Source organism: Actinoplanes sp. NPDC049316 (assembly GCF_040677315.1).
In the GTDB taxonomy this organism is placed as follows: domain Bacteria; phylum Actinomycetota; class Actinomycetes; order Mycobacteriales; family Micromonosporaceae; genus Actinoplanes.
In genome coordinates this window covers 268,111-288,764 of record NZ_JBFAQM010000002.1, presented here as the reverse complement: position 1 = coordinate 288,764, position 20,654 = coordinate 268,111, and the positions used below count along the sequence as shown (strand labels likewise).

19 protein-coding genes and 1 pseudogene are annotated in these 20,654 nt (G+C 71.0%); 4 read left to right on the top strand and 16 right to left on the bottom strand.

All coding sequences use genetic code 11. From position 1 onward, the window contains the following. Nucleotides 1–18: 18 nt before the first annotated feature. Both AB0K03_RS03870 and AB0K03_RS03865 read right to left on the bottom strand, forming a co-directional pair. Entirely contained in the window at nucleotides 19–942 is a 924-nt protein-coding gene (locus tag AB0K03_RS03870; protein WP_364680053.1) for a sensor histidine kinase, read from the bottom strand. A gap of 37 nt (nucleotides 943–979) precedes the next feature. Then, nucleotides 980–1,825, bottom strand: coding sequence for an MEDS domain-containing protein (locus AB0K03_RS03865; RefSeq protein WP_364680051.1), 846 nt, complete (start codon nucleotides 1,823–1,825; stop codon nucleotides 980–982). Nucleotides 1,826–2,032: 207 nt separating this feature from the next. Here AB0K03_RS03865 and AB0K03_RS03860 point away from each other — a divergent pair, with 207 nt between their 5' ends. Both AB0K03_RS03860 and AB0K03_RS03855 read left to right on the top strand, forming a co-directional pair. Then, on the top strand, nucleotides 2,033–4,372 hold the full coding sequence (locus AB0K03_RS03860) for an ATP-binding protein (protein ID WP_364680049.1): 2,340 nt from the start codon (nucleotides 2,033–2,035) through the stop codon (nucleotides 4,370–4,372). Beyond that, nucleotides 4,362–5,243 (top strand): transporter substrate-binding domain-containing protein, encoded by an 882-nt coding sequence (locus AB0K03_RS03855; protein WP_364680046.1) that lies wholly within the window; start codon nucleotides 4,362–4,364, stop codon nucleotides 5,241–5,243. The genes AB0K03_RS03860 and AB0K03_RS03855 overlap by 11 nt, the downstream gene beginning before the upstream one ends. A 17-nt stretch (nucleotides 5,244–5,260) precedes the next feature. Here AB0K03_RS03855 and AB0K03_RS03850 read toward each other — a convergent pair whose 3' ends face one another. Both AB0K03_RS03850 and AB0K03_RS03845 read right to left on the bottom strand, forming a co-directional pair. Further along, a complete protein-coding gene (locus AB0K03_RS03850) occupies nucleotides 5,261–7,840 on the bottom strand; it encodes an FtsX-like permease family protein (RefSeq protein WP_364680043.1) in 2,580 nt (859 codons plus the stop codon). Further along, nucleotides 7,834–8,628 (bottom strand): ABC transporter ATP-binding protein, encoded by a 795-nt coding sequence (locus AB0K03_RS03845; protein WP_364680040.1) that lies wholly within the window; start codon nucleotides 8,626–8,628, stop codon nucleotides 7,834–7,836. The genes AB0K03_RS03850 and AB0K03_RS03845 overlap by 7 nt, the downstream gene beginning before the upstream one ends. Nucleotides 8,629–8,828: 200 nt before the next feature. Between AB0K03_RS03845 and AB0K03_RS03840 the strand changes: the two genes are divergently transcribed. Further along, nucleotides 8,829–9,413, top strand: a complete 585-nt coding sequence (locus AB0K03_RS03840; protein WP_364680038.1) for a DinB family protein — start codon at nucleotides 8,829–8,831, stop codon at nucleotides 9,411–9,413. A 75-nt stretch (nucleotides 9,414–9,488) separates the two neighbouring features. Here AB0K03_RS03840 and AB0K03_RS03835 read toward each other — a convergent pair whose 3' ends face one another. The 6 genes from AB0K03_RS03835 to AB0K03_RS03810 all read right to left on the bottom strand — a co-directional run bounded on the left by AB0K03_RS03835 (nucleotide 9,489) and on the right by AB0K03_RS03810 (nucleotide 14,783). Further along, nucleotides 9,489–10,058: an OsmC family protein gene (locus tag AB0K03_RS03835; RefSeq protein WP_364680035.1), complete on the bottom strand. Its 570-nt coding sequence runs from the start codon at nucleotides 10,056–10,058 to the stop codon at nucleotides 9,489–9,491. 31 nt (nucleotides 10,059–10,089) lie between these two features. After that, nucleotides 10,090–11,238 carry an FAD-dependent monooxygenase gene (locus AB0K03_RS03830; RefSeq protein WP_364680032.1) on the bottom strand — a complete coding sequence of 383 codons (1,149 nt, stop codon included), beginning with the start codon at nucleotides 11,236–11,238 and terminating at the stop codon, nucleotides 10,090–10,092. A gap of 69 nt (nucleotides 11,239–11,307) precedes the next feature. Further along, the gene (locus AB0K03_RS03825; RefSeq protein WP_364680029.1) at nucleotides 11,308–12,927 is read right to left on the bottom strand and encodes an alpha/beta fold hydrolase; all 1,620 of its coding nucleotides are present in this window, start codon (nucleotides 12,925–12,927) and stop codon (nucleotides 11,308–11,310) included. A gap of 4 nt (nucleotides 12,928–12,931) precedes the next feature. Continuing rightward, nucleotides 12,932–13,732 carry a nitroreductase family protein gene (locus AB0K03_RS03820; protein ID WP_364680026.1) on the bottom strand — a complete coding sequence of 267 codons (801 nt, stop codon included), beginning with the start codon at nucleotides 13,730–13,732 and terminating at the stop codon, nucleotides 12,932–12,934. Beyond that, entirely contained in the window at nucleotides 13,732–14,085 is a 354-nt protein-coding gene (locus AB0K03_RS03815) for a hypothetical protein (RefSeq protein ID WP_364680023.1), read from the bottom strand. Before AB0K03_RS03815 ends, AB0K03_RS03820 begins: the two co-directional genes overlap by 1 nt. Continuing rightward, nucleotides 14,082–14,783, bottom strand: coding sequence for a class I SAM-dependent methyltransferase (locus AB0K03_RS03810; protein ID WP_364680021.1), 702 nt, complete (start codon nucleotides 14,781–14,783; stop codon nucleotides 14,082–14,084). Before AB0K03_RS03810 ends, AB0K03_RS03815 begins: the two co-directional genes overlap by 4 nt. A 177-nt stretch (nucleotides 14,784–14,960) precedes the next feature. Here AB0K03_RS03810 and AB0K03_RS03805 point away from each other — a divergent pair, with 177 nt between their 5' ends. Further along, nucleotides 14,961–15,809, top strand: coding sequence for an aminoglycoside phosphotransferase family protein (locus AB0K03_RS03805; protein WP_364680018.1), 849 nt, complete (start codon nucleotides 14,961–14,963; stop codon nucleotides 15,807–15,809). 29 nt (nucleotides 15,810–15,838) lie between these two features. Here the strand turns inward: AB0K03_RS03805 and AB0K03_RS03800 are convergent, their stop codons facing one another. The 6 genes and pseudogenes from AB0K03_RS03800 to AB0K03_RS03775 form a co-directional block, all read right to left on the bottom strand. Further along, nucleotides 15,839–16,360, bottom strand: coding sequence for a DUF4262 domain-containing protein (locus AB0K03_RS03800; protein WP_364680015.1), 522 nt, complete (start codon nucleotides 16,358–16,360; stop codon nucleotides 15,839–15,841). Nucleotides 16,361–16,436: 76 nt separating this feature from the next. Further along, entirely contained in the window at nucleotides 16,437–17,378 is a 942-nt protein-coding gene (locus tag AB0K03_RS03795) for a hypothetical protein (RefSeq protein WP_364680013.1), read from the bottom strand. A 104-nt stretch (nucleotides 17,379–17,482) separates the two neighbouring features. Further along, nucleotides 17,483–18,220: a hypothetical protein gene (locus tag AB0K03_RS03790; protein WP_364680010.1), complete on the bottom strand. Its 738-nt coding sequence runs from the start codon at nucleotides 18,218–18,220 to the stop codon at nucleotides 17,483–17,485. 222 nt (nucleotides 18,221–18,442) lie between these two features. Continuing rightward, nucleotides 18,443–18,535, bottom strand: a pseudogene (locus AB0K03_RS03785) (VOC family protein); the annotation flags it as partial. Between the two features lie 112 nt (nucleotides 18,536–18,647). After that, on the bottom strand, nucleotides 18,648–19,292 hold the full coding sequence (locus AB0K03_RS03780; protein ID WP_364680007.1) for a response regulator transcription factor: 645 nt from the start codon (nucleotides 19,290–19,292) through the stop codon (nucleotides 18,648–18,650). Between the two features lie 13 nt (nucleotides 19,293–19,305). Next, a complete protein-coding gene (locus tag AB0K03_RS03775; RefSeq protein WP_364680005.1) occupies nucleotides 19,306–20,550 on the bottom strand; it encodes a histidine kinase in 1,245 nt (414 codons plus the stop codon). Nucleotides 20,551–20,654: the final 104 nt, after the last annotated feature.

Genomic DNA, 20,654 nt, shown 5'->3' with positions numbered 1-20,654 from the left:
CGTAAGTCCCCACCTGGCTCAGCGCAGCTTGTGCAACCGGACCGTCGTGCCGGACGGGCCCGAATGGATCCGCACCAGGTCGCACAATTCGTTCGCCAGAACCAGTCCGAAGCCGCGGTGGCGGATGTGCGGCGGCCTGATGCGGCCGGCGAGCGGATCGGTCAGGTGGCCGGTGTCCTGAAGCTGGCAGACGACGACGCCGGGTTCGGTCCAGACCGTGACCTTGCCGGGACCGGACGTGTGGTCCACCGTGTTCGCGGCCACCTCGCTCGCGGCGAGCACCAGATCCTCCACGGAAGCCTCCGGCAGATGCACGGCAGCGAGCCGCCGCACGAAGCAGCGCACGGCGGCGATCGTCTCCTCGTAGACCAGGGTCTCCGCGTCCGGCGGGGGCGGGGGGAGCGGCCGGTTGAAGCCGGCGGCCGTCACCTCCGGATCGAGGAAGCGGTCGCTGTCGAGCAGGGTGCCGTCCTCGATCAGCGTGGGGTGGGTGGACCATGCGTCCGCGACCACCGCGGGATCGAGCCGGCTCACGTCGTACGGGCACAGGATCGCGGCGTCCCGGCCGGCGAACACCGCGTTGATCAGCGCCTCGTGGATGGCGCAGGCCGCGTACTCCAGCTCCGTGCGCTCCGGCCAGATCGGCTCGCCGACGACCGAGAACCGGCGGCCGGCGTGATCGGCGGCGAACCGGAGCAGCACGCCGGGGATGATCCGGCCCGGGTTGCGGCCGGCCACCGTCATGTCGGCCAGGGTGACGCGGTCGCCGAGGTCACCCAGGGCGTCGCGCAGCAGCTCGAGGTTCGTCCCGGGGACGGCGACCAGGACGGGATCGCCGTCGTGCACGGCGGAACGGACGAAATCGCTCACGCCCGCGACGTATTCCGCGCTTCCGTGATACAGCAGAGCCGGGTGGTGGAAGTTCCGGGCTTCGACGGTCATTCAGCGCTTCTCTCTCAGCACGCTGGGCGGCTTTCCCTCATCTGGCGGCTGCCGTGCGACGCTTGCCGTGCACGTCGAGGATCCTGCCGAGCGCGGGCGAGCGGCCGGCGATCCGCAGCCGGCCCGCGGCCCGGTCGGCCGCCGTCAACAGGATCCGGGCCGCCGCCGTGTCGACGAAACGGAGGCCGTCCACGTTGATGGTCACCGTCGCGTCCGGGCCCGGCGGGCTGTCCAGCAGATGGTCGATGACGGCGCTCAGCGCCGGTGCGTTGGACAGGTCCGCCTCGCCTTCCAGACGCATCCCGAACGGTTGCCCGGTGCGCCGCATCCGCAGAATGGAATCGGGGTCGAACGGCGCATCGGCCCCGGCGGTGCCGGGATGGGCCCGGGCGAGCTCCCGCAGCCGTGCCGCGGCAAAAGCCTGAGGATCGTACGCACAGACGCCCAGCGCGTAGCCCTCGGCGAAGATCATGTTCGCCTGGGCCTCCCAGCCGGGTAGCCGCTCGGCCCCCGGCACGGGCCGGCCGGCCCACGACATGTCGCTGATGAGCCGCAGGCCCGGGTAGCCCGACCGGCGAGCATCATCGATCTCCCGCCGGAGGAAACCCAGCGCCGCCCCGTGGTCGAAGACGCCACGGGCCAGATAGGACGACCCGATGGGTGCCACCCGCAGATCGCCGGCCGCCACGGCCTCGCCGGCGGCCACCCCGCGGCGCTCGAACGCGCCGAAGACCTCGCCGCCGTCGTCGCCGCAGTAGAGGACGCGGTGCCCCAGGCCGAGACCGGCCTCGACCAGAGCGGTCAGCGAGTCCAGTCGTACGTCGCCGTCGCCGACGGTCCAGCAGATGTGATCACCGAGAGCGAGACTTTCGAGAAGCGCCAACCCGGCCACATCCTCTCAACTCCAGCCATGGTGACGACTGCCGAACTTACGCGCGAATGCGCGCAGATCCGATAGCCCGACGGAGTGACAAGAGGCCGTCGGCGGTATACGTATCCTCATACTTTTCGGCCGACCGGCCCATATTTTATGGTTCGGCTGGTTTGAGCGTTTTGCTGGGATATACCTCCTGTCGGAGGTGATGTCGCGATGGGTCCGCGCCGGTTGCAGGCACTGCGCCGAGGGCAGCGGGCTCTGCCGTGGATCGGCGGCGCCGCCGCGGTGGCGATGATGGTCGGTGTCTGGTTCTGGTCCGGTGCAGTGGCTCGGCACGGTGAGGCCGCCGCCGTGGACGCCGCGATGAGCGCGGACGCCGGTGCCGTGGACAACGAGCTGGCCCGTTACGCGGATGTCCTGGCCGCCGGGAGCGCGGCGCTCGCCGCAGGGCAGGAGACCGGTCCCGCCCTCGCCGCGGTGTCCGGCGGTTTCGATCTCCCGCGCCGGTATCCGGGTGTCCTCAGCATCGTGGTGATCGATCGTACGGGCCCGTCCGCCGTCATCCGTGCGGCCCAGCCACGATCCACCCGTACGTATCCGGCCGGTACCGACGTGAGCGCGTCACCGCAGGTGGCGACGGCCCTGGACGTCGCCACCCAGGCGAAGAAGCCGGCGCTGAGCGGTCCGGTCACCGGCACCGGCGACAATCCCGGCACCATGCTGCTGGTCCGCGCCGTCGGAAGCGGGCGCTACGTCGGGCTGCACTTCGACCCGCAGCGCTTCCTCGACGGCCTGTACGGGCGGTCCGAGGTCACCGGCAAGGTCCGGATCACCGACATCTCCGGCCCGCCCACCCGGCTCGCCGAGTCGGTGGGCGGCGACTGGACGGCCGAGCGCACGGCGGAGCTGGCGGCGTACGGGCGTCGCTGGCAGATCGCCTACACCCCCACCAACCCGGTCCTCAGCGCGGGGGAGCAGACCTATCGCGCGCTCCTGCTGACCGCCGCCGCCCTCGTGTGCGCGGTGCTGCTCGTCACCGTCTTCGTGCAGGCCCGCTCGCGGCGCCGGGCGGTGATCATGGCCGAGCGGCTGGCCGAGAGCGAGGACCGCCGCAACCGCCTGATCGACACGTCGCCGATCCCGATCCTCGAGGTCGGCCCGGACGGAACGGTGGAATACGAGAACTCCGCGGCCGCCCGACTGCTGGGCCACGAACGCGACTCCGTCCTGGGCCGTCCGCTGCACCTCGTCGCCCACCGCGACGACGGTGAGACCATCACGCTCGACGCCGACGAGGACCTGGACGGCGAGCCGATGACCATCGAGACCAGTGGCGGGCCCCGCTGGGTCATCGCGTACTGCACGGACACCTTCCGGGGCCGCGGCCGGCTCCTGCTGCTCTCCGACGAGACCCAGCGGCACGAACTGCAGACCCAGCTCGCCCAGGCGCACCGCATGGAGGCCCTGGGCCGGCTCGCCGCCCGCGTCGCCCACGACTTCAACAATCTGCTCACCCCCATCGGCGGGTACGTCGACCTGGTGCTCACCGGCGGCAACGACCTCGCCGAGGAGGACCGCGAGGCCCTCGACGAGTGCCTGCGCGCGACCGAACGCGCCGCCGCCCTCGTCGATCAGATCCTCGCCATCAGCCGCCAGCAGCACAGCGACGCCGGCGTGGTCGTGGACGTCGCCGGCACGGTGTCCGCCCTGACCGGACTGCTCCGGCGGATCGCCGGGCCGGACATCGACCTCGCGGTGAATCTGCCGTCCGGCGGTGACGAGCGGCTGTGCGCGGCGATCGAACCCACCGCGCTCGAGCAGATCCTGGTCAACCTGGTCACCAACGCCCGCGACGCGACCCCCGCGGGGGGCCGGATCACCGTCACCGTGGCCGGCGACAAGCGGGTCCTCGTCAGCGTCGGCGACACCGGCGCGGGGATGGACGAGGAGACGCTGGGCCGGGTCTTCGATCCGTTCTTCTCCACCAAACGCGACCACGGCGGCACCGGCCTCGGCCTCGCCACCGTGCACGCCATCGTCGAGGGCGCCGGCGGCGAGATCAGCGTCAGCAGCGCGACCGGCCGGGGTTCCACGTTCACCGTCGCGCTGGAGCCCAGCGCCGCCCCGCCGTCGGTCCCGGCCGCCGAGTCCACGGCCGCCGCTCCGCCGCCGTGCACGGACGACCGGACCGTCCTGCTGGTGGAGGACGACCCGCAGGTACGCCAGCTCGCGCAGCGCATCCTGCAGCGCAACGGCTACCGGGTGGTCGCGTGCGGCTCCGCCGAGGAAGCCGAGAAGCGCTACACCGAGGAACGGTCCTCGATCTCGATTCTGCTGACCGACGTGATGCTTCCCGGCCGGAGCGGTCCCGACCTGGCCCGCGCCATCGCGGAACTCGACCCCGCCCTCCCGACCGTCTTCATGTCGGGGTACGCCGACGGCGAGCTCACCCATCGGGGACAGGTCCCCGCCGGCACCACGCTGCTGACGAAGCCGTTCCCGGCCGCCGACCTGACCCGTACCGTCGCGGAGGCGCTCGCGGATGCCCGCTGACCGGCGTACCGGCCTCACCCGCCGCTCCCTCCTGAGCGCGGCGGCGCTGACCGCCACAACCCTGGCGACCGGCTGCTCCGGGCCCGGGTCATCCGCGCAGTCCGATCGGCTGGCCCGGCTCCGCAGGGCCGGCGTGGCCCGGCTCGCGGTCGCCGGCGAGGAACCGTTCGGCTTCGTCGACGGCAACGGCGACCTCACCGGAGCCATGCCGCAGATCGCCCGGGTGGTGCTGGACGCCATCGGCATCCCGCGGGTCGAACCGCTGGTGATGAACTTCGACAGCCTCATCGACACCGTCCGTTCCGGCACCGCCGACATCGTCGCCGCCGGCATGTCGATCACCGCTCAACGGTGCCGGCAGGCAGCCTTCGCCCGGCCCGACTTCGTGCTGCGGCAAGCGCTGGCCGTTCGGAGCGGAAACCCGCTGCAGCTGTCCGACTACCGCTCCGTCGCCGCCCGGCCCGAGGCCAGGCTGGGGGTCCTGGCCGGCGCCGTGGAAGCCCGCTACGCCGCGGCGGCGGGTGTCCCCGCGGAGCGGATCGTGGCCTTCCGGCGTGCCGACGATCTCACCACGGCGCTGATCACCGGTGACATCACCGCCTTCGGGCTGACCAGCCTGTCGGCCCGCCGCCTGGTGGGCACCGCGGCGCCCGGGGCCCTCGAGGCCACGCCCGCCTTCGCCCCCGTCGTCGACGGCGAACCCCGCCTGGAGCGCGGCGCGATGGCGTTCGACCCCGGCGATCGCAGCCTCATCGAGGCCTACACCAGCGCCGCCGAAAGACTCCGAGCCTCCGGCGACGTCGCCCGGATCCTGCGCGCCTGGGGATTCCAGGACGACGAGATAGCCGCCGGCACTGAGCCGGGCTGCTGAGATCCCGGCGTCGTCGATCACTCGTACGCGATGGCGTCCAGCACGTCGAGCTTGGCCGCCCGCCAGGCGGGCCAGAGCGCGGCCGCGACCCCGGCCAGCGCCGCGAGCAGCACGAACACGGCCAGGTCGACCCACGGTACGGCGATCGTGCTGAGGAAGTCGATGTCGATCAGGGCGGCCGACAGCGCGACCCCCAGCCCGAGTCCCACCACGATCCCGAGCAGGCAGCCGAAGACCGCCATCACGACCGATTCGGTGCCGACCATGCGCATGACGCCGAACCGGCTGAGCCCCACCGCCCGGAGCAGGCCCAGTTCCCGGGTCCGCTCGTAGATGCTCAGCAGCAGCGTGTTGAGGATGCCGAGCAGGGCGATGAGGATCGCCAGGCCGAGCAGCACCACCACGATGGCCAGGGCGATGTCGATGAACGAGTCGAACTGATCCACCAGGCTGGACCGGTCGCCGACGGTGACCAGCGGGAAGTCGGACATGATCTGCTCGATCCGCGCGGTGGCGGCCGTGGCGTCGGCGCCGTCGGCCAGGTCGACGTACCCCTGGTTGGCGAGCGGCCCGGCGAAGTCCGCCACCGCCGACTGCGGGAGGAACACCGTGCCGTTCAAGAGCGGTGTGCTCTTGAACGTCCCCACCAGCCGGTACTGCCGCTCGCCGCCCTTGCTCAGAGCGATCGCGACCTGGTCGCCGACCGCCCAGCCGCGGCCGTCGGCGGTGTTGTCGTCGGTCACGAACTCGCCCTCGCCGAGCGTGCCGGGGTCGCCGTCGGCCCGCGTCAGCCCGAGCATGTCGCTCGCCACCGCGAAGTCCTGGTCGACGGCGGCGATCCCGAGTGACCGGTTGGTCCTGCCCTGGATCTTCGCGTCGATGGTGAGGAACAGCGACAGGGCCCGGCGCACCTCGGGCAGCTCGCGGACCTTCTGCATCGCCGCCGCGGAGAAGCCGGTCTCGCCGTTGGGCGGACCCTGCGTCTGGTTGGTCTGCACGACGATGTCCGCGCCGATGGTGGCGGTGACCTCCTGCTCGATCGTGGACTTGAACGAGGCGCCGACCACGCCGGCCGCGCTCACCAGCGTGACGCCGATCATCAGGGCGGCCGCGGTGACCGCCGTACGGCGCGGATTGCGCAGCGCGTTGCGCACGCCCAGCTTGCCGCTCGTCCCCCAGCCGACGGCACGGCCGATGAGACCGGCCAGCGGCCGGGTGAGCAGCGGCGACAGCAGCGCCACGCCGAGGAAGACCAGCCCGACGCCGAGCAACAACGCCGGAAGCGTCAACCCGCCGACGCCGGTCAGGCTCAACCCCACCAGCGCGGCGCCGGGGACCGCCAGCGCCGCACCCACCACGGACAACGCCCGCAGCGGCTTGTCCGGCCTGGCCACCTCGCGCATCGCCGCCAGCGGCGGCACCGCCGACGCCTTCACGGCGGGCACCAGCGCCGACAGGACCGTGACCAGCACGCCGACCGTGTACGCCAGCACGACCGGAGTCACCCCGACGGCCAGCCCCGCGCCCGGGAGCTCGACGCCGAGCAGGCCGGTCAGCAGGGCGGTGCCCGCGTAACCGAGCCCGACACCGGCCAGCAGACCCAGGGTGGAACCGGCCAGTCCCACCAGTACGGCCTCCACCAGCACGGAGCCGGCCACCTGCGCCCAGCTCGCACCCATGGCGCGCATCAGCGCCAGCTCCTGCGTCCGCTGCGCGACCACGATGGTGAAGGTGTTGAAGATCAGGAAGACGGCGACGATCACCGCGATGATCGCGAACGGCCCGAAGAAGTACCGGGTGAGCTGAGACAGCCCTTCGTTGACCGCGTTCGCCTGCTCCTGGTTGGCCTGCTCGCCGGTCATGGCCCGGAACTCGGCCGGCAGCAGGGGAGCCACCCGGTCGCGCAGCTCCTTGTGCGAGACGCCTTCCGCAGCCGCCAGGTACGCGCCGGAGGAGACCCCGGTCCGCCCGTAGAAGATCCGCTGAGCCTCGGCCTCCTGGAACAGGACGAGGGTCTCGCCGGCCAGCGACGCCCGATCGCCGCTGTACGTGACGACGCCGACCACCGAGAACTCCCGGGCCGCGTTGACCCGCGGCAGGTAGACCTTGATCCGGTCACCGACCGTGGCGTGCGCCTGTTCGGCGGTGAAGCGGCTGATCGCCACCTCGCCGGCCCGCGCGGGCCACCGCCCGTCGGCGATGCCGACCAGCGAGAACGGGTCGTCGCCGGTGACCCCGCCGCCGAGCTGCGGCGCCCCGTAGAGGGTCACCGGACGGCCGTTGCGTACGTCGAACGGGACCACGCCCACGGCACTCACGTCGCCCTGGACTGCCGCCGCGCCGGGCACGCGCAGCCGGTTCAGCTGCTCCGCGGTGAGGCGCGGCGGCTGCCCGTCCTCGGTCGACTCCTCGGTCGGCGCGACCTGAACGGCGACGTTCTGGTTGATGGACTCGAACAGTTTCTCGAAGCGCGCGCCGAGGGTGTCGGTGAGCACGAACGCGCCGGACAGGAAACCCGTACCGAGCACGATGGCCACCAGCGCCAGGGCCAGCCGCAGCTTGCGGGAGAACAGGCCACGGAGGCTGACCCTCAGCATCGACGGTCACTCCCACCGGCATTCGTCGTCGCGGCGGCGTCTGGCGCGGCGGCGGATGCGTCGAGGCCCTTGAGCCGGTCGAGCACCGCCTCGGGGGTGGGGTCGCGCATCTCGTCGACGATCTGACCGTCCTCGAGGAAGATGACCCGGTCGGCCTGGCTCGCGGCGTTGGGATCGTGCGTGACCATGACGACGGTCTGGCCGTAGTCGCGTACGGACCTGCGCAGGAACGCCAGCACCTCGGCGCCGGAGCGGCTGTCGAGGTTGCCGGTGGGCTCGTCGGCGAAGATCACGTCCGGCCGGGCGACCATGGCGCGCGCACAGGCGACGCGTTGCTGCTGCCCGCCGGAGAGCTGGGCGGGCCGGTGGCCGAGACGGTCGCGCAGCCCGACGGTGTCGATGACGGTGTCGTACCACTGCCTGTCGGGTTTGCGCCCCGCGATGGCCAGCGGCAGAAGGATGTTCTCGGCGGCGGTGAGGGTGGGAAGCAGATTGAACTGCTGGAAGACGAACCCCACCTTGTCCCGGCGCAACCTGGTCAGGCCGGCGTCGCCGAGACCGGTGACCTCGGTGTCGCCGATGCAGACCCGGCCGCGGGTGACCGAGTCGAGGCCGGCCAGGCAGTGCATGAGCGTGGACTTGCCGGACCCGGAGGGACCCATGACGGCGGTGAAACGACCGCGCTCGAGCTCGACGTTCACCCCGCGCAGGGCGATGACCTGCGCCTCGCCGCTGCCGTACACCTTCCACAGATCGGTCGCACGCGCGGCGACCCCCGTCGCATCCACTCGTAGCTCCCTCGGCACCCGCTGGGAGAGGCCGCCGGCCTCCCGACACTGAACGCCGCGCGCGTACGGTCAGGAGTGGCGCGCGGGCTCGTCCTGCGCTCGTCCGTCCTTGACAGTCGTGGACGTCTCCGGGCCGGGCACAGGGTCGAAGGTCCTGACCGCGGTGCCCGGCGACCGGTGCGTGGGGGAGACTTGCGGGCGTGACTGATCTGGGCGATTTGAAGGCAGCGTTGCATCACTACCTCCGGGCGACTCGCGATGACCTGATCTGGAAGGTCGACGGGTTGAGCGAGCGGGCGGCCAGGCTGCCCCGCACCTCGACCGGCAACAACCTGCTGGGAGTCCTCAAGCACTGCCTCAACGTCGAAGCCGGCTACTTCGGCCCGACCTTCGGGCGTGAGTTCCCGACGCCGGAGGAACTGGTTCCCCTGGAAGCCTTCGACGAGGACCCCCAGGCAGACTGGTATGCCTCGGAGCACGAGACCAAGGACGGCCTCATCGACCTCTACCGCCGTGTCGGGGTGTTCGCCGACCAGACGATCGAGCAGCTCCCGCTGGACGCGCCGGGGCGGGTGCCGTGGTGGCCGGAGGGGCGGGTGACCCTGCACCGGATCGTCATCCACGTGACGTGTGACCTCGCCCGGCACGCCGGTCATGCCGACATCATGCGCGAACAGCACGACGCGGCGATCGGCCTGCGGCGGGAGAACACCAACGTCCCCGACGGCTACGACTGGCCGGGCTACGTCACGAAGCTGACGGAGATCGCCGACCGGTTCGCATGACAGACCGGCCGCGACGCATCCCGTGCGTCGCGGGTCCGCCACCCGGCCCCCACGACCGTCACCGGCCGGGCGACGTCACGACGTCTCGACGTCGATGGTGACCGGAACCCGATTGGTGATCACGTCGAAGACGGCGGATCGGCTGCGGGACTGCTCGACGAGCGCGCGGAGGACGTCTGCCGGGGCGTCGCCCTTGACCGTGAACCGGACCGAGATGCTCCGGAAGCCGTTGCGGATCGCGGGATCGAGCCCGAGGATCCCGTTGAGGTCGATGTCACCGGCCACGTGGGCCCGGACCTCGCCGAGCCGGATGCCCCGGGCCGCGGCGACGTTGACCAGACCGGCCGTGAGGCAGGCCGCCAGGGCGTGCAGCAGGTGCTCGACCGGGGCCGGGCCGTTGTCCTGGCCGACGAGGACCGCCGGGTGGTCGGCGTCGAGCACGAAGGAACGCTCATGGCTGCGCTCCTCGCCGACGCCGAAGAAGCCGTCGATGGTGGTGCGGCTGTGGGTGCCGGTGAGCCATTCGTTCTCGGCGCGGAACTGGAAGTGTGCGGCCGAGGGTGCGGCCTTCACCGCGTCGATGGTGGCGAACAGGGCCGTGGTGTCCACGCCGTTGCGGATGTTGTCGTCGACTGTCGTGCTCATCGTTGACTCCTTGGGTACAGGCCCGGTCCGATCAGGACGGGGCGTGGATCGGGCGGGCGGCCAGGCCGGCCGCCTCGACATCGATGGCCCGGCCGAGCTCCCGCATCAGGCCGAGGAACGCCCGTACGGGCGGGTACGTGCCGAGGGCGCACGTGAGGTCGAAGACGTCGGCCAGCGCCGCGTCGCGTTGCCGCCCGTACGCGCCCATCGCGACCGGCTCCTCGACGCTGCCGCGCAGCGCGGCGTCCAGGCAGCCGGCGAGCAGCTCGGCGTCGCGGAAGGCGTCGCTGATGCCGTGGGCGCTGATGGGGTCACGGTGGAAGCCGGCGTCGCCGACGAGCGCCCAGCCGGGTCCGGCGGCTCGCCGCAGGAGGTTGGGTGACCTGCGCGTACCGCTGACCGGCGACGTACGCCGGCCACGACGCAGCCGGTGGGCGAGGTCCGGAGCGGCCTGCCGCAGCTCGTCGTCGAAGTCCCGGCGACCGGAACCGGCCGGCGTGCAGAGCCACACGCACGCTTCGGCGTCGTGGGTGGGAAAAATCCCGGCCAGCGCCTTGTCGGCGACGTAGAACTCGATGCCGGACCACGGCAGACCCGTGTAGTAGGCGTACCGGGCCGCACCCCCGTCCGGCCGGCGGTCGATCACGCCGGCGCCGACGCAGCGGGCGATCCGCGAGTGCAGGCCGTCGGCGCCCACCACGAACCGGGCGCTGAGCTCGACGTCGCCGCCGACCCGGTCGCGGCCGGACACGCCGGTCACCCGGCCGTCGCCGGCGCGCCGAACCCCCACCACGTTCAGCCCCGTACGCACCACCGCACCCGAACGGACCGCCGCCTCGGCGAGCAGCGTGTCCAGGACGTACCGGCGCGGCGCCAGGAAATACTCGACGCCGCACGACGGCCGTACGGGACGCGTGCCGGAGCCGCCGTCGCGGTGGAAGGTGACCTCGCGCAGCGCCGGGCTGCCGCTCGACCGCACCTCGTCGGCCATTCCCCACCGGCGTAGCGCGACCATTCCGGTACGGGCGATCTGATGCGTCGACACCGTGTCCGCGGGCGGCCCGCTCCGGTCGACGACGATCACATCGTGGCCGAGCCGGGCGAGCAGGCCGCCCAGCGCCGCGCCGGCGACACGGGCACCCACGACGATCACATCGTGGGTTCGGGAGACGACTGTCATGCCTCCACGGTCACGGCGGGCGGGCCGGCGTACATGAAGCGAAGCTGACGAAATCGTGGAGACTCGGGGTCAGGCGACGGCCTCGAACACCGGCAGACCGGCGACCGGCGGCCCGCTCCGTGCGGCGAACGCCAGGCCCCAGCCGGCGACCAGATCGATGACCGTACGCGAAACCAAAACGGTCCCCGGGTCGGCGGCGCGGGCCAGGCCGCCGGCGACGCTGACGGCCATGCCCGCCAACCGGTCGCCGCGCCGCTCGACCTCGGCCGTGTGCACACCGGCCCGGACCGTGGCGCCGAGCGGGGCGAGCGCATCGCGTAGCCTGCACGCCGCCCGGACGCCCCGGCCCGGGCCGTCGAAGGTGCACAGCAGGCCGTCCGCGGTCACGCTGATCAGCTCACCCTGATGGTCCTGCACGATGCGCCGCACCGTACCGATGTGGCCGTCCGGAATCGGGGCGAAACCGCCGGCGTCCGCCACCACGACGAACAGCACGGTGGCGAGGAACCGGTCCCGCGCGGGCGGCGGCGCCGAGCCGGTGACGAACCGCTGCACCGCGGCCAGAATCGGTCCCGTGTCGCCGCTGAACAGGAAATGATCGCTGCCGGGCAGCTCGACGAGTTCGGCGTCGGGAATCCCGCGTACCAGGTCATGAGCATGCCCGATGCCGTAGATCGCGTCCTCGGAGCGGTGCACCACCAGGACGGGAACGTGGATGCTCGGCAACAGCGGCGTCACGTCGATCCCGCTCATCAGCTCGGCCAGCCGGCGCGCGGTGCCCGGCGTCGCACCCTGGCGTTCGAGCCGGCCCAGGAACCGGCGTCCGCCGGCCGTGGCGCCGATCGAGGAGGCGAGCCAGGCGTAGGTCCGGCCGCTGCCCCAATACCGTTCCACCGCGGCGAACTCGGGCCGGTCGGGCCGGCCGAGCCACGGATGTCGCGCCCACGTGCCGTGCAGCACCAGGCGCTCGACCCGCTCCGGATGGGTAGCCGCCAGCAGGATCGACAGCGACCCGCCCTCCGAGGAGCCGAAGACCGTCGCCCGGTCCATGCCCGCCGCGTCCATCACGGCCCGTACGTCGTCGGCCCGCTGATCCAGGGGAGGGGCCTCGCCCCGGCCGAGCCGCTCCGACAACCCCGTTCCCCGCTTGTCCATGACGGCGACGCGGCAGAACGTCCCGAGACCGAGCAGGAAACGGGCGATCGCGGGATGCTCCCATTGCACCTCGACGTTGGTGGCGAAGCCCTCGATCAGCACGAGGTTCGGGCCGTCGCCGAAACACTGATACGCGATCGAGGCGTCGTCGTTGACGACATACCGGGTCGGCGGGACGGAATGGATCTCGCTGTCGGAAGCGGCCTCCGGCAGGGAAGTCGCCGACGCCACGGAGACCTCGCCCACGAACCGGTAGCCACGGCCGTACACCGTCTTGATGAACTGCTGTGTCCGGCCGTCGTCGCCGATCGCCTTACGCGCCTGCTTGATCCGCGTCGTCAGCGCCGAGTCGGAGACGAAACGGTTCCCCCACACCGCCTCGCGCAGCTCTTCTTTCGGGACGACCCGGGTCCGATTCGCCAGCAGACAGGCGAGGATCTCGAAGACCTGTGGTTCGACGTCCGCGATCCGGCCGGCCGAACGCACCTCGAACGCCTCGGTGTCGAGCTCGCATTCGCCGAACCTGTAGAGCACGAGGTCAGTCTATTCGCTGGTCCCAGCCCTCCTGGGGGGTGTCGCAGGTGCCGCGGAAGACGTACTGCGAGGGCACCTTGCGCTGCGAGCTGGTCCAGTCGATCGGGGGACGCCGCTGCTCCGCAGGCAGATAGCCCAGGCGGTAGACGGCCATCAGCTCGAGATCGTCCGGAACCCGCAGCAGGCGCACGATCTCATCCCACCGCCCGGGCACCTCCATCGGGAAAGAGATGAACTGGATGCCCATGCCGAGCTCGACGGTGGTGAGCCAGACGTTCTCCATCGCCGCGCCCATGCTGAACACGGAATAGAACGAGGACAGCTCTCCCGGCCGGTACTCGGACCGGTCGAGCATCACGCCCAGCAGCAACGGGGAGCCGGCAACGAGCTTGCGGTTCTCCTCGCCCAGGCTCTGCGGCACCCGCATGGCGTTCATCAGCTTCTGCCCCCGGGACGTGAACACCTGACTGGTGAACGGGCGCAGCGGTGCGGGCAGACGGTCGAACAGCATCCCGTCGCGACGGCGTTCCATCTCCTCCCTGCTGAACCGGAAGTACGGCTTGTAACGCTCGAAGAAGGTGCCGTTGGACATCGCCTCGGTCATACTCTCCCCGCTGATCCGCGCGATGGCCTCGATCGTCGGGCGTTCCTCCACGATCACGAATCGCCACGGCTGGCTGTTCAGCTGCGACGGGGCGCGTCCGGCGACCTCCATCAGGAGCCGCTGGTGCTCCTCGGAGACCGGATCGGGCAGGAACGCGCCGTTGGTGGTCTTGCGGCGACGCACCACATCGAGAAACTCCATCAGCGACTCCTCCAGGCCAGAACGAGAGCGGTGGCGAACGCCGGCGACGCCGACCCGGCGAGAACGGCATGCCGGCGAACCCGTCCGCCGGCGTACGGCAGCGCGACGAGCGGACCGAACGCCGGCAGCAACGCAAGACCGGCAGGCCGGCCCTCGATCACGCCGGCAGCGACCGCGGCCGTGGTCAACGACGAGGTCGCGACGTACAGAGCATGATGAACCCAGCGAATGCGCCCGTTGTCGATCGCACCCACGGCGACGGCCGCGCCGAAGGCGGCGTTGCACGTGTAGCTCACCGCTGCGGCGGTGATCAGGGCCAGCGTCGCCCGCCCGCTCGTCCGGCGGCCGCTCATCGATGACCTCCTTCATGGGTGAGCAGCAGGCGTTGCGGAAACATCGATCTGACCTGCCACCCCGGCGGAACGACCGCCTGCAGCTCCCGGCGCCGGTAGCTGCGGCGAATGGAGAGCAGCCCGTCCTGATGGATGAAGGATCGCCGGGCGAACGGCAACGTAGCGACGGCGTACACCCCGTACCCGGCACGCCCCCGCGACAGATCGTTGTGGATGACCAGGTGGCGCGCCAGCGTCACGCTGTCCGCCAGCAAGGCGGGAAGGGCCACCGCGTCGAGGTGGTGGAGGAGGTGATTGGAGATGACCACGTCGTACCGTTCCCGACGGGCGACCAGATCCGCACTCGACGCCTGCTCGAAGTGAACCCCGGCATCGGGCAGCCGTCGCACATGACGAAGCGCGCGCTCATCCGGGTCGATGGCCGTCGTCCGCAAGCTCAGCCCGTCGCGGGCCGCCCACCTCGCCAGAGCGCGACAGATGTCCCCGCCCCCGAAGCCTATGTCCAGCAGCGTGGTGGGCCGGTCGGCGTCCAGGCGTGGCCGGATCGAACGCCGGTAGATGCTCCGCCAGCCGGAGAGGAGCCGGTTGATGGTGCTGAAATGCTGGTAGGTGTGCTGGAGCCGGTCGGGGTCGCAGTCGGGATCATCCATGAACTCCCGCACTTCGGTGTCTCGGCGGGTGAGCCCTGCACGCGTCATCCCACCGTCCCTCACCGTCCCTGTCGCCGGAGCCGCGCAAAAATCTCGCCCACCGCCCATCCTGCGCTGCCGCCGTCAGGTTCGCATCTGCGGCGCCGTGGCGGCATCTCCGGTGGGGCGATCCCGGCCGCCGGCTTGGCGTGATGCTGGTGGCTTCCCACCCCGTACGATCGCGCTGTGGTCTCCGGGCTCGGGAAACTCTCCCCACAACAGCAGGCGCTCGTGGAGCAGTGGCTACCCGGCGGGGTCGTCGAGAAGGATCACAGCTGGGGCTTGGTGCAGACCACGGTCCTTGAAGTCACCTGGGCCGGGTCCCGGTTCATCGTCAAAGCCGGCGGCGACAACGACCATCACATCGCGCGGGAACTCCACGCTCACCTCAGCTGGTTACGACCGTGGACCGACCGGGGCCGAGCACCGATCCTGGTACACAGCAGCGCGGAGGCGAAACTCCTCGTCACTCGGTACCTCGCCGGCGAGCTTGTCCTCGACAGCGAACACGCCGACGATCCGCGCACCTACCGGCAGGCAGGTGAGTTACTCGCCTTGCTGCACGCCCAGACCGCCGTCACGGACGACGACTACGAGCGACGCGAGAACGAAAAAGCGCTGGCCTGGCTCGCCGCACCACATCGGATTGAGCCGGCCATCGTGCAGCGGCTACGGGCCGAGATCGCTACGTGGCCGACGCCACCGGCCACGCTCGTAGCCACCCATGGTGACTGGCAGCCGCGCAACTGGCTCATTCACGACGGTGTCGTCAGCGTGATCGACTTCGGTCGCGCGGCGTTGCGGCCCGCATCCACCGACTTCGCCCGCCTGGCCGTTCAGGAATTCCGCCGCGATCCCCGATTCGAGGCGGCATTCCTTGACGGGTACGGGGCTGATCCGCGCGAGGCGGGCGCGTGGCGCCGTAATCGGGTCCGCGAAGCGATCGGGACGGCAGGCTGGGCCCATGGAGTGGGTGACGAGCCTTTCGAAGCCCAAGGTCACCGCATGATCGCCGAGGTTCTCGTGTCCGGGTGACGGTCGTGGCGCTTGCCCGGCCGAGGTGATCAAACGTCTTGGGTCCAGACCCCTTGCGGGTGCTCCGCCGGCGCGAGCCAGAGGTGCGGCTGGGAAAGGTCACCGGTGTCCCACGGGAATGCGCCCTCGCGGTCCGGCCAGACGACCTCGAGGAAAGGGATGGGCGGGCGTCGATAGAACCAGATCCCGTGGCCGAAGAACGCCCGATACCAGGTCGGCTCAACGGCTCTGAGGCGTACCGGATATCCCTTGATGACGTCGTCGTGAGATTGGCCGTCGGCCAGGCCGCCGCGTTCCCCGAGGGTGTTCAAGCACGACTGCATGACGGGAAGGTCGAGCCCGAACATGGCCAGTTCCGGTCCGCCTCGGCTGTGCCAGCGACCGATCGTGTACGCCCAACCCGGCCCCTGATCGTCCGCCGGGACACCGATGACGCTCGACCCGAACTTCTCCACATTGCCGATCGCCCCGCGGTCGGCAGCGTCGTAGTCGCCACGATCGCCGTAGTCGTGACAGATGACGCAGCGGCAGATCCGCGAAGACTCGAACACGGGCAGAGCCTAACCAACGACCTATCGCCGTTTCGGTCGTCCACCACCTGCAGGTCGTTGCCTGGCGGCCCTCGGCCTAGATTTTCGGGTGCCGTGGGCCCCCGAGTTCGATGGAAAGGACGTCGACCAGCTCGCGGTAGACGGTTCCGTCCGGCGGTGCCGAGTCCTCCTCGTCCGCCTCGGCGGCGACCTCATCGGCGAGGAAGGCCGATTCGGTCAGCTGGATCAGCAGATCGGCCCAGCGTGGCCCGGTCAGCGTCATCCGGGCGCTGGTCCGGCCGACATCCGTACCCTCGCGGAGCAGGCGCTGCTGGCGGCTGGACAAGCTGAGCGCGTACTGGCGATCGGGGCGCAGGCCCAGCTCGTTGAGTGCTTCCAGGCTGACGTCGCCCAGGGGCCGGTAGTCGACAGCGTCAGCGGCCACGGTGAACTCGCACCACGGCGACCAGGCCTGCTCGTCGTCCGGGTAGAAGGTCGCCTGGCCGGAGGCCCGATCCGCGGTGTCGTCGACCCGTGCCCGCCACCGGTAGCTCCCGCCCGGCGCCAGGTCGCCCGGACCGAATTCGAGAACCCGGGAACCGGACGAGTCGATGGTTTCGCTGCCGTCCAACGGCTGGTACTCGTAGATGATTTCGCCCGGACCGCTCGTCGCCCACACGGTGGTCAGGGTCGTGCCGACCACCGGCCGCCCGGGGCCGGCGACGCAACCCCGGTGGTCCCCGGTCATCGCCGGGGTCGGTGCCGTACGGGCAGGGGCGGCCGGCAACCACAGCTTCGGGTCGACCGATGTGCCGTCCGGCCGCTCGCAGACCATCGCAACCGAGACGTTGTCCGCGTCGCGATAGTCATCGGTGATCTCCTGCATCGCGTTCCGGCATTGCGCGTACAGGGCCGCGTCGCCGCCCGGCGTGGCCCGGGCAGATGCCGAGCCCGCTGCGGCCAGGACACAGGCGATCGTGGCGAGTACGGCGGGCCAGCGCAGTACCGTGCGCGTCCGTCCGGACCCGGCCAACGTCACCCTCCTACGCTTCCGCGACTTGTCACCCCATCGGCGGGCAAGGACCGGATGTGAGATCTTCCTGAGCTTTGCGCTTCGTCCGGTATCCCGGCTGGCGGCCGGTGCTAGTCGCCGGTCAACTGGCCGAGGTCCACGACCTTTCCAGCCGTCGGCGCCTCCAGGTCGGTGAATGAGGCGCCGAAGTCGCTGAACTTCATCACGGAACCATCCGTGCCGGTCATCTGGAGCGGGTACGGCTCCCCGGTCGTCGCGACGTAGAACGTCGTGCCGGGATCGCCGGCGTCTTTGAGCGCGATCGCCGGAACGCCGCCGATCTGCTTCTCCTCGCCCTTGCTCAGCGCACCTTCGGGCTTGAACAAACGGTCGGCGGAACCGATGGCGAACAGGTTCGCGAACGACTGGTCCGTGTCCGCTCCGGCGACCCACCGGTCACCGATTCCCCGAGCCAGTGCCTTACCCTGCCGGGCATCGGTCGCCACGATCCAGAACTGCTCGTTCGCCCGCAGGTACTTCTTGCCGTCGACGGAGATGAGTTTCACCTCGGCCTTGCCGATGGACATGGAACTGATGAATCCCGTTCGGCTGACCTTGACGTCGATCCTGGTCTGCTGGCCGCCCTGTCGGACGTTTCCCTTGACCCGGAAGGACTTCGCCGCGGTGAGTGTCGCCCTCGCCTGCTGCATGATCTCGTCGGCGCTCAACACCGCGATCCCGGTAGCGGCGGACGCCGATGACGCTGCCCGGCCGGTGGCCGGTTGCGCCGGATCCGCTTTGTCGTCCTGACAACCGGCGAGTGCCGTCGCGGCAATGGTCAAGGCGGCCAACGTGAGCTTGGTGGGCATGCTGCGCAAGTAACTGTTCCGTCTCGTGACAACGGCCGAAGCGACGATCACCGTCGCCCGGCCGGGGGCTGATCATTGAGCGACGAGAATGTACCGTGCCGCCGCTGTCGTGTCCGCCCGCTTTTTCGACGGCGTGCCTCGACCAGGCACGGCAAGGGCAGGCCCATGGTGGGCTCGACCCGATCCGGCGGACGGCCCTGCCGGTGGATCGTGCTGGGATCGTCAGGAAGCTCCGAGAAGGTCCCACCGGTTACCGGCGATGTCGAGAAAGACCGCGACCCGGCCGTACGGTTCGGACCGAGGGCCCCGAACGAACGTTTGCTCCCACCGCCGCCTGCCCGATCAAGCCAGAGGCAGGTCGAAGCCGGCGGACGAGCGCGCGTTGTCGGCGGCGAATGGGTTCGTAAGGTGAGATCCGCCGCCGCTGTCAGGAGTTCAGGAACGTCAGGACGGCGCGTACCCGGCGGTGTGCGCTGTCGTCCGGGGGCAGGTCGAACTTGGCGAAGATGTTGCCGATGTGTTTGCTCACCGATCGCTCGGTCAGGATGAGCAACTCGGCGATCGCGGTGTTCGAGTGGCCCTGCGCCATCAGCGACAGCACCTCTCGCTCCCGAGCGGTCAGTCGCTCCAGCGGACTGTCCTGCCGCTGGCGGCGGAACAGTTCGGCGATCACCTCCGGGTCGATCGCAGTGCCGCCGGCCGCCACCCGGCGCAGGGCGTCGAGGAACTGGTCCACTCGGGACACCCGGTCCTTGAGCAGGTAGCCGACCCCGCCGGCGCCCTGAGCTAGCAGTTCGGCAGAGTAGACGTGCTCGACGTACTGGGACAGCACCAGCACCGGCAGGCCGGGCCAGCGGCGCCGGGCCTCGGCGGCGGCCCGGACGCCCTCGTCGCTGAAGGCGGGCGGCAGGCGTACGTCGGTGATGGTGACATCCGGGGCGTGCTCGCCGATGGTGGTCAGGAATTCCTCGGCGGTATGCAGCACCGCCACGACTGTCGCCCCCTCAAGCTCCAGCATCAGCCGCAGCCCCTCGGCCAGCAGTACGTTGTCCTCTACGATCACGACCCGCACGGCCGCCCCCGGTTCACAGTGGATCCGCCTCGGCCGTACAGGGCAGCCGGATGGTCAGCACCGTCGGACCGCCCGCCGGGCTGGACAGCGACAGGCTGCCGTCGAACGCGGCGACCCGGTGGCGGATTCCGCTCAGACCGGTGCCGCGGGACTCGTCGGCGCCGCCGGCGCCGTCGTCGGTCACCACGATCACCAACCGCTCGTCGTCCAGATCCACGTCGAGAGTCGATCGCCCGGCGCCGGAATGCTTGGCGACGTTGGCCAATGCCTCGGACACCGCGAAGTACGCGGCTGCCTCCACCGCCGCCGGCGGCCGCTCGACGGTCCGCGCGTCCACGGTGACGGTCACCGGCACCGGGCTACGGGTGGCGAGCGCCTCGACTGCGGTGACCAGGCCCCGGTCGGCGAGGATCGGCGGGTACAGCCCGCGGATCAGGTCGCGCAGTTCGCCCATGGCCGCCTCGGCCCCCTCCCGGGCCTGGCCCACCAGGTGGGCGGCGAGCGCGGGATCCGAGGTCATCCGCCGTTCGGCCAGGGACAACCGCAGGGCGATCGAGACCAGCCGCGCCTGCGCGCCGTCGTGCAGGTCGCGTTCGATCCGGCGAAGCTCCGCACTGTGCGCGGCCAGGGCGCCGGCCCGGGTCTCGGCCAGCTCCACCAGCCGGGCCGACATGCGCGCCTGTGCCGGCTCGGCCAGCATCCGCGCCGACAGGCGGGCCTGCGCATGGGCGAACGCCGGCAGCGACCGCAGGGCGAGCAGGGTCACCGGGGCCAGCGCCGTCGGCAGCAGCCAGGCCGCGCTCGTCCCGGGCACGAACAGCCAGCACGGCACGGCCGCGACCGCGGCGACGGCGGCCGCCCAGAGCGCCGGGACCAGCACGGTGAGGGCCGTGCCGAGCAGACCGTGTACGGCCGTCCACGCGGCGTCCTGGTAGGTCGAACGGGCGGCGAGAGTACGGACGATGATCGTCAACCAGCGCCGGGCGTACCCTTGGCGCGCCGACGTCGCCGCGTCGAGCAGGGGCGCATACCGGTACTCCACCGGCGTACCGAGCAGGCGGCCGACCCGGCGCCGTTCGGACGTCGCGACCTTGCGGTTCGCGGTGGCCGCGACCGGCAGCAACAGCGCCCCGAGCGGCGGGCTGGAGGCCAGCGCCGCGGCGGTCAGCACGAACGCCACCAGTGCGAGCAGCGCGGTCCGGCCGCCGACAAGCAGCTGCCGGCTCCCAAGCCACGCCCGGTGCAGGCTCGTTCGCACGTCGTCGACCCCCGTTTCCACCCGTCGCGGTCGAGTGTTCGTCAGGAGGCCTCGATCGATCAAGGTGTAGCCGGCTACACCACAGACTGGGGAGTGCACCCGGT

Excerpts from the sequence above, each read along its gene's own strand:
- AB0K03_RS03855 (WP_364680046.1), top strand. The coding sequence starts at position 4,362 with ATGCCCGCTGACCGGCGTACCGGCCTCACCCGCCGCTCCCTCCTGAGC.
- AB0K03_RS03820 (WP_364680026.1), bottom strand. The coding sequence starts at position 13,732 with ATGGAGTTTCTCGATGTGGTGCGTCGCCGCAAGACCACCAACGGCGCG.
- AB0K03_RS03810 (WP_364680021.1), bottom strand. The coding sequence starts at position 14,783 with ATGACGCGTGCAGGGCTCACCCGCCGAGACACCGAAGTGCGGGAGTTC.
- AB0K03_RS03830 (WP_364680032.1), bottom strand. The coding sequence starts at position 11,238 with ATGACAGTCGTCTCCCGAACCCACGATGTGATCGTCGTGGGTGCCCGT.
- AB0K03_RS03860 (WP_364680049.1), top strand. The coding sequence starts at position 2,033 with ATGGGTCCGCGCCGGTTGCAGGCACTGCGCCGAGGGCAGCGGGCTCTG.
- AB0K03_RS03870 (WP_364680053.1), bottom strand. The coding sequence starts at position 942 with ATGACCGTCGAAGCCCGGAACTTCCACCACCCGGCTCTGCTGTATCAC.
- AB0K03_RS03790 (WP_364680010.1), bottom strand. The coding sequence starts at position 18,220 with ATGCCCACCAAGCTCACGTTGGCCGCCTTGACCATTGCCGCGACGGCA.
- AB0K03_RS03850 (WP_364680043.1), bottom strand. The coding sequence starts at position 7,840 with ATGCTGAGGGTCAGCCTCCGTGGCCTGTTCTCCCGCAAGCTGCGGCTG.
- AB0K03_RS03835 (WP_364680035.1), bottom strand. The coding sequence starts at position 10,058 with ATGAGCACGACAGTCGACGACAACATCCGCAACGGCGTGGACACCACG.
- AB0K03_RS03815 (WP_364680023.1), bottom strand. The coding sequence starts at position 14,085 with ATGAGCGGCCGCCGGACGAGCGGGCGGGCGACGCTGGCCCTGATCACC.